Origin of the sequence: Microbacterium hydrocarbonoxydans, from assembly GCF_023715885.1 — a bacterium.
In the GTDB taxonomy this organism is placed as follows: domain Bacteria; phylum Actinomycetota; class Actinomycetes; order Actinomycetales; family Microbacteriaceae; genus Microbacterium; species Microbacterium hydrocarbonoxydans_C.
Genome location: NZ_JAMBOY010000004.1, coordinates 334,922 through 349,408, shown reverse-complemented (window position 1 = coordinate 349,408; position 14,487 = coordinate 334,922). Strand labels below are relative to the sequence as shown.

The 14,487-nt window shown below is 62.0% G+C and carries 11 protein-coding genes; 5 read left to right on the top strand and 6 right to left on the bottom strand.

What is annotated here, in order from left to right; genetic code table 11:
* The first annotated feature begins 2 nt into the window (after positions 1-2).
* A complete protein-coding gene (locus tag M3195_RS13125; RefSeq protein ID WP_251588174.1) occupies positions 3-848 on the top strand; it encodes a F510_1955 family glycosylhydrolase in 846 nt (281 codons plus the stop codon).
* Between the two features lie 758 nt (positions 849-1,606).
* On the opposite strand, the gene M3195_RS13120 is transcribed toward M3195_RS13125, so the two are convergent.
* A complete protein-coding gene (locus M3195_RS13120; RefSeq protein ID WP_285885998.1) occupies positions 1,607-2,239 on the bottom strand; it encodes a tyrosine-type recombinase/integrase in 633 nt (210 codons plus the stop codon).
* Between the two features lie 422 nt (positions 2,240-2,661).
* Here M3195_RS13120 and M3195_RS13115 point away from each other — a divergent pair, with 422 nt between their 5' ends.
* On the top strand, positions 2,662-3,009 hold the full coding sequence (locus M3195_RS13115) for a hypothetical protein (protein ID WP_251588171.1): 348 nt from the start codon (positions 2,662-2,664) through the stop codon (positions 3,007-3,009).
* Positions 3,010-3,618: 609 nt separating this feature from the next.
* Here M3195_RS13115 and M3195_RS13110 read toward each other — a convergent pair.
* The 4 genes from M3195_RS13110 to M3195_RS13095 form a co-directional block, all read right to left on the bottom strand.
* Positions 3,619-4,701 (bottom strand): hypothetical protein, encoded by a 1,083-nt coding sequence (locus M3195_RS13110; protein ID WP_251588170.1) that lies wholly within the window; start codon positions 4,699-4,701, stop codon positions 3,619-3,621.
* 453 nt (positions 4,702-5,154) lie between these two features.
* The gene (locus M3195_RS13105) at positions 5,155-5,808 is read right to left on the bottom strand and encodes a hypothetical protein (protein WP_251588168.1); all 654 of its coding nucleotides are present in this window, start codon (positions 5,806-5,808) and stop codon (positions 5,155-5,157) included.
* A 74-nt stretch (positions 5,809-5,882) separates the two neighbouring features.
* Positions 5,883-7,025, bottom strand: a complete 1,143-nt coding sequence (locus M3195_RS13100) for a plasmid recombination protein (RefSeq protein ID WP_251588167.1) — start codon at positions 7,023-7,025, stop codon at positions 5,883-5,885.
* Between the two features lie 352 nt (positions 7,026-7,377).
* A complete protein-coding gene (locus tag M3195_RS13095) occupies positions 7,378-9,150 on the bottom strand; it encodes a DNA primase family protein (RefSeq protein WP_251588166.1) in 1,773 nt (590 codons plus the stop codon).
* 550 nt (positions 9,151-9,700) lie between these two features.
* Here M3195_RS13095 and M3195_RS13090 point away from each other — a divergent pair.
* Positions 9,701-10,276, top strand: coding sequence for a hypothetical protein (locus M3195_RS13090; RefSeq protein WP_251588165.1), 576 nt, complete (start codon positions 9,701-9,703; stop codon positions 10,274-10,276).
* Positions 10,277-10,304: 28 nt separating this feature from the next.
* On the opposite strand, the gene M3195_RS13085 is transcribed toward M3195_RS13090, so the two are convergent.
* Positions 10,305-11,855, bottom strand: a complete 1,551-nt coding sequence (locus M3195_RS13085) for a recombinase family protein (protein ID WP_251588164.1) — start codon at positions 11,853-11,855, stop codon at positions 10,305-10,307.
* A gap of 262 nt (positions 11,856-12,117) precedes the next feature.
* Between M3195_RS13085 and M3195_RS13080 the strand changes: the two genes are divergently transcribed.
* The gene (locus M3195_RS13080) at positions 12,118-13,314 is read left to right on the top strand and encodes an adenine-specific methyltransferase EcoRI family protein (RefSeq protein WP_251588163.1); all 1,197 of its coding nucleotides are present in this window, start codon (positions 12,118-12,120) and stop codon (positions 13,312-13,314) included.
* The gene (locus tag M3195_RS13075) at positions 13,311-14,477 is read left to right on the top strand and encodes a GmrSD restriction endonuclease domain-containing protein (RefSeq protein WP_251588162.1); all 1,167 of its coding nucleotides are present in this window, start codon (positions 13,311-13,313) and stop codon (positions 14,475-14,477) included. The genes M3195_RS13080 and M3195_RS13075 overlap by 4 nt, the downstream gene beginning before the upstream one ends.
* Positions 14,478-14,487 lie beyond the last annotated feature (10 nt).

The following is a 14,487-nucleotide window of genomic DNA, read 5'->3' as shown; positions in this document are numbered from 1 at the left end:
TCATGAACCGCCGCAGACCCCTGTCCGCCCTCTCGCTCACTGCAGCGATCCTGACCCTCACCGGCTGCGCCGCACCACAGCTCGCCGCCACCGGTGCCGCGCCCCCTGTCATCGAGCACATCCACGGCATCGCCCCCGACCCTCGTGGAGAGAACTACCTCGTCGCCACGCACGGAGGGATCTTCACCCTCACATCTGAAGGCGCCGTCAGCGGTCCGATCGGAGGCCACGACTTCGACGCGATGGGCTTCACCGTCCACGGCGACGTGCTGTTCGCGTCCGGGCACCCGGGTACCCAGACGCCGCCCAACCTCGGCGCCCCGAACCTCGGCATCATCCGCAGCGACGACTACGGCGAATCCTGGTCGCCGATCGCCCTCAACGGCACGACTGACTTCCACACCCTCACAGCCGCACCCGACGGCACCCTCTTCGGAATCGCCTCCGACAGCGTCGATGTGCTCATCAGCGCCGACAACGGCGACACGTGGTCGACGGGGGCCGCCCTCTCGGCCGCGGATCTCGCCGCAACCGACAACGGTGTCTACGCGGCAGCGGAAGAAGGCCTCCTCCTCAGCACCGACAACGGCGCGACCTTCACCCCCGTCCCCGACGCCCCGCTGCTCTACACCCTCGACGCACAACCGGACGGGACGCTAGCCGGGATAGGAACCGACAGTGCCCTCTGGGTACAGCAGCCCGATGGCACCTGGGAGAGCCTCGAACGTCTCCAGGGCGCCGCGCAAGCCTTCACAGCCCTCGCAGAGGACCGGTTCCTCGTCGTCGACGACAGGGGCATCGTCGAGATCACGCCCGACACAACCACGGTCCTGGCACCGGCCCGATGACGCGCGAAAGATCCCGACCATGATTCAACGGCGCAACCCCTTCCGGCACATGTCCGTCTTCATCGCCGGTGCCACCGTTCTCGCTGTCCTGCTCGCTATCGGCAGCTTCTTCCTCATCGGAGCGATGTTCTCGTGAACCTCCACCACCTCACACCACACCGGACCAAACAGCCCACGGGTAACCGCCTCTCGGCCCGACGATCTCCCCTCCAGCGGCATCATCGGCTCGTGCGGCTCGGGATGCTTATCGTCTTGCTGGCGGCTGTGTTGTTCGCCACCCACTTCACCATCGACCTGACGAGCTCCGCGAGTTCGTTCTGGACCTACACCGTCGGGAGCTCCGAAACAGCCGTCATTCTCGCCATCATCGGAGCCGCCCTCATCTGGCGGGAACCACCAAGGAACAACGCATGACTCTCGACAACTACTGGGTCAACGCCATCTGGTCCATCATTCCCACGATAGGGATCGCCGGGCTCTTCTGGTTCGTCATCCGATCGATCCTGCGAGCGGACCGCACCGAACGGAGAGCGCGAGACCGAGTAGAAGCTCAGCTTCGCGCCGAGCGGAATCAGCCGCGACCAGGGCCAGACCAGGCCCGCCGATAACGATCGATTTCGGTGGCCTGATGAAAGTTACCTGCCGCAAGTGCGACACGCCGAGGAACGACCCGCCGCAACCCCCTGCCGAAACCCAAACACGCCGAAACGGGTGGTGTACCGTTTGCGGCTGAAGATCTGTCCGAGAACCGCGAGGGGTCAAGGCGTGGGGTTTTCACCGTCCGGACGACGTCGTTCGAGGGTCAGCCGGACAATCTGAGTCATCTGACCCAGTTTCTCCTCGGCTGCCCCGATGCTGATCTCAATTCCTTCGAGTTCACCGAGCCACCCCATGCGCTTGGCCTCGGCCCGTCGCTCGTGCAGATTCGCGAGGATGTTCTCGAGGCGGCGGCGCTGCGCCGGGTCGGGTCGGAGCATCGGGCAGCGGATGCACGCGTGCTCATGAATACAGGGGGTTCCGTAGCCGCGTGAGCAGGATCCGAGTTCGACCTTGCGCTTGGAGAAGTGCGCGTGGAACTCCTCGAGCTCAGTCGGCGATGGGTCGCGGTAGTCCTCCGCTGGCCTCAGTGACCGGCGGCGATCAACGAACTGCCGGAAGTGCCGGGCAACGTCCTCGTCGAAGACCGCCGCGTAGCTCTGGGTGGTGGAGATGTTCAAGTGCCCCATCACCTTGGCGAGAATGTGCACCGGCAGTCCCGACCTCAAAGCGTCCGTCGCGAACAGCCGCCTGAAGTCGTGGGCAGTCAGTCGCGTCTCGGGGGCATCGAGGCCGGCCGCTTGCACCGCGTACGCGACGAAGTTCTTGAATGCGGCGGGCCGTTTCTCTTTCAGTGGAAAGACGGGGATGTTCGCCGCGTGTTCTCGCCTGGTGATCCGCTATGACTCGCTCGAGCGAGAGTTCTCCCCACCGCTGCCAGTCCCAGCGCACGAGCTCGAGTATCCGCCCCTCGCCGCGGTCGCGAACGATCGGTGCATCCTGCGTCGGGGCCATCGAGTAGGCGCCGGCCCACGACTTCCACCAGTCCTCGGGCTTGCCTCCGTCGGCGACGTACTCCTGGATCAGCTCGTCGGTCTTGGCGTCGTTCGCGAAGCGGCCACGCATACGAGCGACCCTACGCCCCGAGGTGGCGAGGACCGCTAAGTGTCGACGAGTGCAGCGTGGATCGGCAAGCACTGCACCCGCCCCGTTCGGAGGCGGTTCCGAGCGCTTTTCGTAAACCTCCACGTCGTCGAGCACGAGTAGGATCGCGCTCGTGACCTCACCGGACCCAGTCGATCTCGCCCGCCGTCTCATCGCAGTTCTCGGCCCGACGCTCGTCTCGACGCTCGCTGGATCGCGCGATACGAGAGCAGCGCTTGCATGGAGCGAAGACGACGGCGCACGTCCAGACGCGGATGCGGTGCGTCGCCTCGAGTGGGCCGATGCGGTATGGCGTACCGTCAGCGACGCTGAAGGTGACCAGGTAGCGAGACTGTGGTTCATCGGCGGCAACCCGTTCCTCAGCGGCGATGACACCATGATAACGGCGATCCGCGAGGGTCGGTTCAACGAGGTTGCCCGCGCCGCTCAGGCGCTGGTGGATGAATCCTTCTCGGGATGATCGGTTCGCCGTTCGTCCTCAACCAGGGCCTGAAGCGCAGCATGCATCTCGGTTCGAGCGTCCTCGGGCGATAGCTCGCCGACGAGGATACGCCGAGCACGATCGAGATCCGCTGCGGTGGGCCGGTGTCCTCCGAGCTGTTGCCCTTTCTTGACAAGAGCAAGAGCACGGGCGGCTTCTGATGAACCTAAAGGCTGCTGATGATCCATCCTCTTCCTCTGGCGGCTTGTTGGAGTGGCGTCTGAGGCGAATCCCAAGGGCACGGCTGTTCTGCACAGTCTGGTCTTGAGAAAGCGGCCGATCAACACCGTCGAGATATTCGTAGCCACGCGGTAGCGGCGATGTAGCGCCATAGTTGAAGACCGAAATGCCCCACGAACGGGAATTTATGATGGTTGTAGCTGTGTAGCTCGCTCGAGGCTGTCGTCCTCAACGAGGAGGGGTAGTCTCCAGCTGATCGCTACTGTGGCTGTCGGACAGTCCCATTTCAGGGCTACTCAGCTACAGTTCACAAAAACCCCGGTTCAACTGGCAAATTGCGCGTAGCTGGGCGGTAGCTCGTAGGTGTTCTTGCGCTACCGCCCGCTACATGCAACTAACTCGCCACCATCACTTGCGCGCGTACCCGCTGAGGTATTGGCCGCGCTTCGGCATCGGCCAACGGCCTGCGAGCAGGCGAAGTCGTTCGTTCTCCAGGGAAGGATCCTCGTCCCAGTACTTCCTGTCCCAGCGCCAGCCGCCGACCATTTTGATGGCGTGCTTCAGTTGCTGAGCAAAGCCGTGCGCGGGCTTCACTCGCTCGACGCCGAGAGATGCTTGCTCGTTGACCCACCCGTCGTACAGCGCCTCGAGCAGCGAGTATGGAACGTACGACGTGGTGAAGCGAGGCATGAAAAGCAGTGCGAAGCACAGTATGTCGGCGTGCGCACCCTTTGTGAAAAAGGGACCGTCGTGACCAGCGTGCCGAGGTCTCTGGCGATCGATGTGGTTGAGAAGCCGACTCGTGCTGTTCTCAACTGCTGACATAGTTGCGATGTGAAGCTCCTGTAGCTGGGCACCTACGCTAATGGGGCGCTCTGAAGGCGACTCGACGTCCATCCATTCGGCGACAGTCACCAGTGTTTCGCCGGCACTCCTGTAGCTATTCACGACGTGCACGCTGATGGGGATGTCGTTCTCGCGCAGTCGCCTCACCGCCTTTAGGGTGGCTACGTCGACGCTCCCCGCGACCAATTCCATCGTCTGGGTCTGATTCAAGGTGAGGGGCATGGGGATGCCGAAATGCTCTTCGAAGGCTTCGGCGAGGGTGGGCATCACTGATCCCAGCGATCGCGTACGATTCCGCGTGTACTCCTCGAAGATTCTCTCAAGCGCGACGCGGTCCAGGGTGTCGACCCATGCCGCGTACGCCACCAGCTGGCCGACTGCATCGGCCTTCGCGCGGCCTCTCTTGCACTCTGTTGTGATCGTCGAGCCTGTTGCCCTGAGCTTGAGTAGGTCGAGCACGTGACCGTCCGGCGTTCTCACTTGTCGGCCGATGGTCATGGTGTCCTCGCCGGTCAGCCCTGGTGTGGTCTCGACAATATCCTCGAGATCCATCTCGTACCTGAACTCTACGGGACGGAGCGGTTCGAGACTTTTCGTCGCGAGTCTCCAAAGCGAGGCCGGGCCAGCTATCCGGCGGACACTCATGCCGTGACTCCGGATGTGAGGTCATCGCCAGGGTCCGGGGCTTGAACGCGGGGCTTGCTAGTTGTACTCATCCTCGGAATCTAGCGATGACCGCAGACATGCTCGTCGGCTGGACGCAGCTCCGGTAGTGGGCTGATTGCAGGGCTCATCACACATGGATCTGGATGGTCTCCTGGTGGCCCCCGCATGGTCTCCACGAGGCCTCCCGGTGTCCACTACTCAACGCAGTTGGTGGCCAGACAAGCCGGAGTGGCCTCTTTCAGGTCTCGAGGTGGCCACGGAAAGGCCTGTTCGAAGCCGCGAAGAGACCGCCGCGGCCTGCTTGTATTCGGGTGTCCACTGTGAGGCCATTGCGAGGCCAGCTGGAGACCAAGGAGAGCCCAGATGGCCTACTTGCGAACGAAGAAGCTGCGAGCAGCGATACGCGACACTGGATTCTTAAACAAGCAATCGTCATCGCCACCGCTGAGCTTCGAGGATCGCCTCAAGCGCATCAATTCCGCCGCCAGCACGGAACCACTCCACCGGTGTGTGCTTGCCCTCAATCACCATCGTGTCCTGGGGCGTAGACATCAGTCCAGAGACCGAGATCCAGTGCTTCTTCCCGAGGAGCGCGATGATCTCGGTCAGGTGCGGCAAGACTTTGCCGGGAGACGACAGGCTGAACTGCCACCACGGGAAGCGGCGATGACCCGCGACATCGACGGCGTAGAGTCTCCCCGCGGTTACCAGGTCGTCGAGTTCCTGATTGTTGAGATCCAAGAAGCCTCGTACGGCGTCGTCCGACATGCTTCGGTGCAGCCCCGCGACGAGGGTGTTGGCCGCGATGGCGGGTAACGAGCCCCGACGCACTCGTAGCTCGATGTCGTCGAATTCTTCGGGAGTGAACTCACCGGAGGTGATCAGGAAGTCGATCTCCTCGGGGGATAACGACGGCTCGTCGACTATCGGGCGTTCGGCAAGAAGCGACTCGGTCAGCGCCCGGGCGATGTAGTTACCGTCCCCATTGAGGCGGGCGATCGCATCCTCCAACGCGCGCATCGCGTCTTCCGAGGGGCGAGGCATCAGGTGCGCAGTAGCTTTCGATCGGAATTCGTCTCTGGTCATGCGGCCAGCGTAGAAGCGGCCGGGGACGTTGAGGAGACGCAGCCCAATCTGGCGGCGCCTCCTCTAAGCAAGCTCTAGAGTTCGAGCGCGTCTCGAGGCTTTTCGACGTGCGTCGAAGCTGGTCCGAGCTTCGCTTTGATCTCACTACGCATCTTGATCCGATCTGCTTCGAACCGCGTGCGAATCGGCTTCCCTGCAACTGTTGTCCTGTCAAGCCAGCGCTCAAAGAACGGCGGGAGGCTGTCGAGACGCTGATTGTTCAATGCCAAACGATCGCGCTCGGCCGCAGCTTCTTCGCGAGCGCGTTCTGCCTTCAGGTGCGCCTCGCGTGCGCGCAATGATGAGGTTCTCGCCGCCGCAGCTTCATCCACCGCTCTCGCTCGCGCGGCAGCAGCTTCCCGATGGCGCTCGGCGACCTGCGTCTCGCGTTCCGCGAGCTCTATCTCTCGCTGATCCAGCGCGGTGGAGCGCTTGGCGAGGCTCTTGTTTCGCTGCAGGCTCACATCGAGCTCGAACTCGAGCGCTCTCGTTGCATCACGTAGCCGGTCCGCCTTGGCCTGGAACTCGCTGCTGCTGAGGTGCTCTCGTGATCGTTCGGTAACTCGATACTCGACGTCGTAGCCTGCAGCGGCCACGGCGTCCCGTACTTCCCGGTGTTGCCGTTTGAGGTCCGCCGGCCCCTTGAAGAATTCCTTCTGGGCAAGCCTGCCGTCAGGCGTGATGGGGGTGATCATGAGCTGGAGCCCGGGATTCACCTCATCTAGGTGCATCGACATGCCAATGATGTTCTCCTCTCCGAACTCGCCACGCGCCCAGCGGATCGCAGCATGCGTGTACTCGGCTGCTCGACGATTCAACCCCTCCTCGCGCCAGTCGGGGTTGTACTGCTCGAACCACTTCGGATCAAGCTGGAGCACGACGCCTCTAACGAGGATCGCGTCCTTGCGGAGAGGCCTCGTGACCGTACTCAGGCGCCGCTGCAGGTAGTCGTGGAACTCATCGCTCGGCGGCCGACCGTCGATCGACTGAGGACGCCGGTAGCCGCCTTCACCATCGTTCAGAAACGTACTGTTGAGCTTGGTCCGTTCCGGAACGATGTTCCGGTTCGCGTGACGGAACGAGAACCCGGCCGCCTGATCTACGTCCCTCGCGATGTGCCTGAAAAAGGCCCTGGCGTGTCCTCCGCGCCCAACCTTGTGGGACACGTCATAGGTCATCGTAAAACTCATACTTCGCTGCTTTCGACCTCGTTCGTGACCCGCTCTGTCGTCGACGCAACAAGCCACAAAGCCTCTTCTGGCTCTCCCGCGGAGATCTCCTGGCGCTCATACGGACACCAGCCGCGAAGTTGCTGCGGGGTGCATCTTTCTTCTTCGCGCCGGTCAAAAATGTAGGCCCCATACACTTCTGTGTCTGCGTCGCTCGTCAGAAGCTCCTGGCGCCCTGCGGGGCAGTGCGAGAACGCAAACCGTGCGAGCGGCTGCGGACGAGTTGAACGGGGCGCCCGACCGGCTGGTGTTGCGCGGCCAACCTGCTGTGCAGTTCTCGAGTTCATGATCGACCTGCGGTTCACTTGTCATCATCCTTCCCGCCGGCTGCGAGCACTTGGGTCTGGCGAAGGAGCCCTTTGTAGTTCGCCTTCAAAGCGGGTATCGATCGCTTGGCCGGATCGGCTCCTGTGTATGCGGGGTTCATCCAGGCCGTCAGGTTGTACTGGTCGATCAGCAGCTCGGGAGTGGACATGCGGGTCCCGGGGCGTACGGATGTATTCGTGACGCCCCATTCCGATGAGCTGTGCAAGTGATCCTTGAGAGATTCGGTGAACTGACTGAGGCCTTCGACGGTTCCGCTCGGCTCGACGTTGGCATACCACGCCTTGTACGCGTCGTAGAGAAACGCCCACGGCAGGAGGTCCCACACGAAGTCATCCTTGTGTTCCTGCCACCACCCGACGACCTTATTGTTTGCGGCGAACCATCGGTCGAGTGCCTGCTGGGACACGAGTGGAACGTCGAATGACTCGTGAGTCATCTGCAGCGCTCGCTTGAGTACGTATCTGAGTACGGCCGGGTCAGTGAGGTACTTGTCCTTGATGTCCTTGTTCTCGATGCCCTTGAAGTTCTTCACCATCGGCACGAGAAGCATGCGGCGAGCCATAGCCGCAGACTTGTCCTTGACCCTCGGGGTCATCTCGTTGTAGCACTGGACCTCGAACCCAAACCACCGCATCCGGACCGCTTTGACATACTTCTCTTCGATCTTGATGGGGTCTCCTGTGACGCACGCCTTCCAGAGTGCGAGCCGCGTGGCGAATGCACCCACTTCGTTCTCATCGACGAGGTTGACGTTCTTGGTGATGAGATCGGCAAGCCCAAAGGTGTCACCGAACGATGTCAGCGGAATCGACGTGAACGCTGTTGGGCCTAGGAGACTAGCGAGCAACTTTAGGAACGTTCCCTTACCGCCATTGCCCTTTGGCCCGATGAGGAAGGCGGACATGTCCCACCTCACGAACGGTCGGATAGCCGCGCTTACGATTTGCCAGAGGAGTTCGGGCACCCCTTCGTCGTCTGACAAACTTTGGAACCAAGCCTCAATCTCCCATTCGGTGCCATCGGGCTGCGTGATGCGTGGGCTTTGCGCGCTGGCGTCGTACTCAGACTGGATCTTCGAGAGGAACACCCAGTCTTCGCTGAACGGCCGCAGTTCCTGCCTGGCATGGTCGAACACACCGTTTTCCACCGGAATGAGATGAGGCTCCAGCGTGCGTCTCCTCACGGGTGCGTGCGTGTGCATGCGCTTCAGTGTGGATTCGACACCGGCATTGCTGGCGGATGGCTTGAGTTCACTGATCAGTGCCTTCAGCCGCGCTTCGCTGCTGTTGTACACGCCTTCGAGCGCTCCGTCAGTTTCGTAGATCGCCAGGACGCCGTTGTTCTCGCCGCCGTGACCGTTTGTCAGGTCGATCTTGATGATGGGGTACCGTGCCAAGAGGATCTTCACCACGGTGTACTCGTCGAGTGTCTGCCGCTTGGGGATAGGCGGTGCCGCAGTACCCTTGCGAGCCAAGTTCTCAAGGCCGATCTCTGCATTCGCCCGGCTGAGCACGCTGTCGCGTACTTCCTGCAGACTCACGTCTACTCGACTGCGGATCGAATCGAGATAGGCCGCGACCACTCGCTGCAGAAGGGTCTCTACAGACGCCCGAGGTCCCGGCTGTGATTGACCCATGCTCGCGCTGGTCGTCTGTGCCTGATCGTCGATAGAATCGAAAGCGACGCCGCCAAGTGTCTCTTCCGCCTCAGTGTTTTCCGCGCTGGGGCGGATCTCGTTGTTAGTCACTTGCTGCGACCTCCAGAGAACAGGCCCCGTAGACGCAGCGATTGTTGTTGCGACAGCGGGGGAGCGGCAGCTGCTCGATCCCGGGCCCAAACGCGGATGCTGTCCGCATCGTGCATGATCGACGGCCCTTGGATGCGCTCCATCACGCCCGCGCTCATCGGGCGCTCCGTGACGGCGTTACGAGCTTCGAACGGTATGCCTCAAGGTCCGCAGGCAGGATCCGCCAGAGCCCGCCGAACTTGTATGCAGCCAGCTTGCCTGCTCGGATGTCCGCGCGGAGGACGAAGCCGGATCGGCCAGTGATGTCCTCGGCCTGAGCTACGGTAAACGCGCTCAGCAGAGTTTCGTGCGTTGGTGTCGTTGAATCGGTGGATCCCACGGAACACTCCTTGTCATTGTGTGTCCCGAAGAGGCCGCCGCGACGGGACTGAGTGTTCCGGCCACGATGGAAGTTAAATGATGGCTCCGCCGGTTCGTTCTTCTGTTGTGTTCGTTACATTACATCCATTTCCTACCTCCGTCAAGCAGGGGAACCACTACAGTGGTCGTCATGCCGATTACACCGGAGACAGACATCGAGGAACGAGGGTGGAGTATCGACCTCGGCTCAGATAGCTATGTCGTCCACCCGGGGGTGTCCGCCCCCGCGACTGTTCGTGCCTGGGGGCAGTTGACGAACCTGCCCGGCGTACAGGGGAGCGAGAGCGATGGTTGGGACGGTTCGGTCCTCGAGGTAGAAGCGCACCTTGAGGATGCTCGAGGAAGTTACCGCCTGCGCAGGGTGACGGTTACGGCGGCGCACGGGGCTGAGGTCAGCGGAACCCTGTTACGCGCGGTGGCTCCGCTGAGCGTCATGCGCTGGGTGCTTCCGCGAACGTTTCAACTTGATGGCGATGCGCTTTCGGACGCCGTCGTTGCCTTTGTTGCCCCAGAGTTTCGGCAGTACCGGCCACCGCTCGGGGGCGGGAAAGGGAGCAGCGTTGATGTGGCCGATGTGGGAACGGTTTACCGACTTGCGAGCGTTGTCAGGTATCCGCCGGCGAAGGCGGTAGCTGAAACCTTTGGTCTGCATGCGCGGACCGCGACGAACTGGATCGTCCGGGCTCGCGAAGCCAACTTGCTATGAGGGTTGAGGTCGCAGGCGCGCCTATTCATCAGCGCCAGTCGAACGTCACTCGCTCCGGATTCAAACCGCGCCTGCCTACAGCCTCCGCCGGCACTCGGTGCACCCGAGGCACGATCAGTTCGCGGATGACGTGACGTTGACGAACGATGTCGCCCTTATCTGTCCATTCTGCCCACGTATCTCGGACCTGCCGGGATCGGACGAGTTCCACGATGAGAGGGTCAGCGCCTGCAAGTGATTCGAGCCGCTTCTGCGCCGCCTCAATCTTCGGTTCGACGAGGTCCCGCTGTTCAGTGAGCATACGCAGATCCCGACGCTGCTCGGCCTCCACCGCGACTTGTTCGAGCCATTGCTCGTGACCCCGGATCTCGTCGACGATCGACTTCCGCTCGGCGTCCACTTCCTCGTCTTGCCCACCAAGGGTGGCGAGGAAGTCAGGGCGTTCGAGGCGAGCAAGGACTAGCTCGGTAACCAGCAGGTCGAGATGCTCTTCGCGCATCGAGACGTGGAATCCGGGTCGTCCCGGCGTGCCGATGCAGTTGTAGGCGTAGTAGCGAGGCCGGGGGATGACCTTGCCGTCTTCGTCGATCTTCGATGTGCCAGCATTCTGCTTTCCCGCCCGCATCCGGGCGCCGCAGATTCCACAGAGAGCGATCCCGGACAGCAGATGGGTAGCGGGCCAGTTGTTCGACTTGGATCCGCGTGATGTCATCGCAGACTGGAGGCGCTGCCAGTCGTCCGGTTCGATCAGCGCCGGCCAGATGCCGTCGTACGTTGCAGCCTCTCCTTCGCGGGGATTGTGAACTCGCTGCCCCATGTATACAGGCATAGTCAACATTTGCTTCACAGCCGTAGCGGTCCACCCCAGAGACTGTCGGTGCTCCGAGCGCGCGGGGCGTCGCGGCGGGATCTGACGTTCGTTGAACGTCGCAGCGATGTCATAGTAGGAGCGTCCGGCAAGAACCATCGCCGCCGCTTCCTTGACGACCCAGGCTTGGTCCGGATGCTCGATGATCTTGTCCAGCACTTTGGTTCCGTTGGCGGTCACCGAATAGACCCGTTGATACCCATAGACGTTTTTGCCGTGGGGTCGACCTCGCTTTGCCGCTGCACGCATATCGCGACGCAGTCGTTCGCTGGTCTTGTCTGACTCGTACTCGGCGTCGGAAGCATCTTCACGGAGGCTACGGCGGTCTCGAGCGTTAGCCGGGTCATAGACGCGATTGTGTGTCAGGACCCAGATGCTGACGCCGCGTTCGCGGCAAAGGTCTACAAGGTCGATCCACTCGCCGGTGCGGCGAGAGCCACGGCTCGATTCCCAGATAGCGAGTAGGTCGGCGTCGAACGCATAGTCTTCGAGATCTGAGATCAGCTGAGCGAAGCCCTCACGTTGCCGTCGAGCGTAACGGCTGGCGCTTCGGTTGTCATCGCGATAAGGGGAGGGATGAACGGTCCAGCCACGGCCCTGCGCTTCGGCGATTATCTCATCGTGTTGCTGGTCAGGACTCTTACCCGTGCCTGAACGGTCGAGCGACACGCGGAGGTACTCACGAACACGGGCGGTCTCAAGTTGGGGCATCAGCACGACTCTATTGCGTTGTGGGCAGCCGGCGATCCCTCCTGCCGAGAGACAGGGCTTGCTTCTTCGGCAGTATTGGATCGGGCGAGTGCCTCGAGTCGGGACTGACTGCGGCGACTGGACCGCCTAGGCGTTGAGGCATCAGCACGGTGGGTGCCGCAGCGAGGTGCCTTCGCTGCCCGGGAATGTCGTCCACCTTCGATAGCATGTCACCAAGAAGCGCCCCGCCTCCCGGTGGTGCACCGGGTCCCTGGGGGAGTACATGTCGACCGTCGCCAATCGCACCTCGAGCCTCACCGCGGCGAAGGCGGCGAAGAACGACGAGTTCTACACGCAGTGGGCCGACATTGAGCGGGAGATGAACGCGTACCTCGAGTTCGACCCCGACGTCTTCAGGGACCAGGTTGTGCTCCTGCCGTGCGACGACCCGGAGTGGAGCAACTTCGCGAAATTCTTCGCTCTCCACTTCGCCGACTTCGGCTTGAAGAAGCTCATCTCCACCTCCTATGCGCCGGACAGCAATCCAGCCCTTTTCTCCTATGAGCCCACGCTCTTCGAGCTCGACGACCCGAAGTTCGACGCCACCAAGACCCACGCCAACGGGAAGAAGTTCGTCCTCGAGCGCACGGACCTCAACGACGACGGCGTTATCAACATAGACGATCTGCAGTGGGAGTATCTCGAGGGGGACGGCGACTTCCGCAGCGCCGAGGTGACCGCGCTGCGCGACGAGGCCGACATCGTCATCACCAACCCGCCGTTCAGCCTGTTCCGGGAATTCATCGCCTGGCTGATGGAAGGCGACAAGAGGTTCTCCATCATCGGAAACCAAAATGCCGTTACATACAGCCAGGTCTTCCCGCTGATCAAGGCGAACCAAGTGTGGAAGGGCGCGACGGCTAACGCGACCGACATGGTGTTCGGGGTCCCGAAGGGCGCTGTCGTGAAGGAAGCGGACCGGGCCAAGGCCGAGCGGATGGGCTACCCGTCCGACGAGAAGAACGACTACACACGGCTCGGCAACTCGTGCTGGTTCACGAACATAGAGCACGGCCGCCGCCATGAGCCGATGCAACTGATGACCATGGCCGACAACCTCAAGTTCAACAGGAAGCTCATCAAGAGCCTCGGCGGCAGCGTGAGCTATCAGAAGTACGACAACTTCGATGCGATCGAGGTCCCCCACACCGATGCCATCCCGAGCGACTTCGACGGCGTCATGGGCGTCCCGATCACTTTCCTCGACAAGTTCAACCCGGATCAGTTCGAGATCGTGGATCTCAGCAGGTACGCGAAGACTCGAGGCATGTCGAAGGAGTTCGTGGACGACTACTACGCGTCCGGGCAGACAGGGCAGATCAGCGTGGGCCACCCGGACCTCTGCTATTACGACAACGCCGGGCGTCCGGTCGTCCCGTACATGAGAGTGCTGATCCGGAAGAAGGGCGCGTCGCCGTGAAGACCCAGCTGAAGCACTACACGGTCGAGGAGATCCTCGAAGGCTTCGTGTACAACGAGCTCGAGGGCAAGGGGCTGTTCGGGCTCGGCGGCAGGCTCGTCATCCAGCCCGAGTACCAGCGCAACTACATCTACAACGACGGTAAGCGTGACGTCGCGGTCATCGACTCGCTACTCAAGGAGTACCCACTCGGCCTGATCTACTTCAACGACGAAGGCTCCATGCTGGAGGTCCTCGACGGACAGCAGCGCATCACGAGCGTGGGGCGCTTCGTGACCGGCAAGTTCGCCATCAAGCTCAACGGCAAGGAGCAGACGTTCTCGTCGCTGCCCAAGGACCTGCAGGCCAGGATCCTCGAGACCCGGCTCGACATCTACGAGTGCGACGGCAGCGAGGACGAGATCAAGGCCTGGTTCCAGACGATCAACATCGTCGGCGTCCCGTTGAACAAGCAGGAGCTTCTCAACGCGGTCTACTCCGGCCCCTTCATCACCAAGGCCAAGGCAGAGTACAGCAACTCGAACAACACCAACATGCAGAAGTGGCAGTCCTACGTGAACGGCGACCCCAAGCGCCAGGAGGTCCTCGCGGTCGCCCTTGACTGGGTGGCCTCGTCGCAGGGGAAAAGCGTCGACTCGTACCTCGCCCAGTACCGGCACGACGCCGACATCAACGAACTCAAGAATTACTTCACGTCGGTCATCGACTGGGTCAGCAGCGTGTTCACCCGTCCTCCGGACAGGGAGATGCGCGGGCTCGAGTGGGGCCGCTTGTACGAGGAGCACCACGGCACGTCTTACAGTCCCGCAAAGATCGAGGGCCACGTCAATGAGCTGCGCGGCGACACCGCCGTGCGCAACGCCAAGGGCATCTACGAGTACCTGCTCGGCGGCGAGAAGCGGCCTCAGCTGCTGGCGATCCGCCTGTTCGACGACAAGGACAAGCGCGTCGCCTATGAGCAGCAGACCCAGAAGGCTAAGGCCGACGGCGTGTCCAACTGCCCGCTGTGCGCCATCGGCAGCGACAGCAACAAGTCTCGGATCTACAAGCAGAACGAGATGGACGCCGACCACGTGACGGCCTGGTCGAAGGGCGGGGCAACGGACATCTCCAACCTGACGATGCTCTGCCAGACGCACAACCGCGCCAAGGGCAACAAGTAGCTCCCGTCAT

What these genes read in the sequence shown, in the direction of transcription:
- M3195_RS13125 (WP_251588174.1), top strand. Translation starts at nt 3, where the DNA reads ATGAACCGCCGCAGACCCCTGTCCGCCCTCTCGCTCACTGCAGCGATC.
- M3195_RS13110 (WP_251588170.1), bottom strand. Translation starts at nt 4,701, where the DNA reads ATGAGTGTCCGCCGGATAGCTGGCCCGGCCTCGCTTTGGAGACTCGCG.
- M3195_RS13105 (WP_251588168.1), bottom strand. Translation starts at nt 5,808, where the DNA reads ATGACCAGAGACGAATTCCGATCGAAAGCTACTGCGCACCTGATGCCT.
- M3195_RS13100 (WP_251588167.1), bottom strand. Translation starts at nt 7,025, where the DNA reads ATGACCTATGACGTGTCCCACAAGGTTGGGCGCGGAGGACACGCCAGG.
- M3195_RS13090 (WP_251588165.1), top strand. Translation starts at nt 9,701, where the DNA reads ATGCCGATTACACCGGAGACAGACATCGAGGAACGAGGGTGGAGTATC.
- M3195_RS13085 (WP_251588164.1), bottom strand. Translation starts at nt 11,855, where the DNA reads ATGCCCCAACTTGAGACCGCCCGTGTTCGTGAGTACCTCCGCGTGTCG.
- M3195_RS13080 (WP_251588163.1), top strand. Translation starts at nt 12,118, where the DNA reads ATGTCGACCGTCGCCAATCGCACCTCGAGCCTCACCGCGGCGAAGGCG.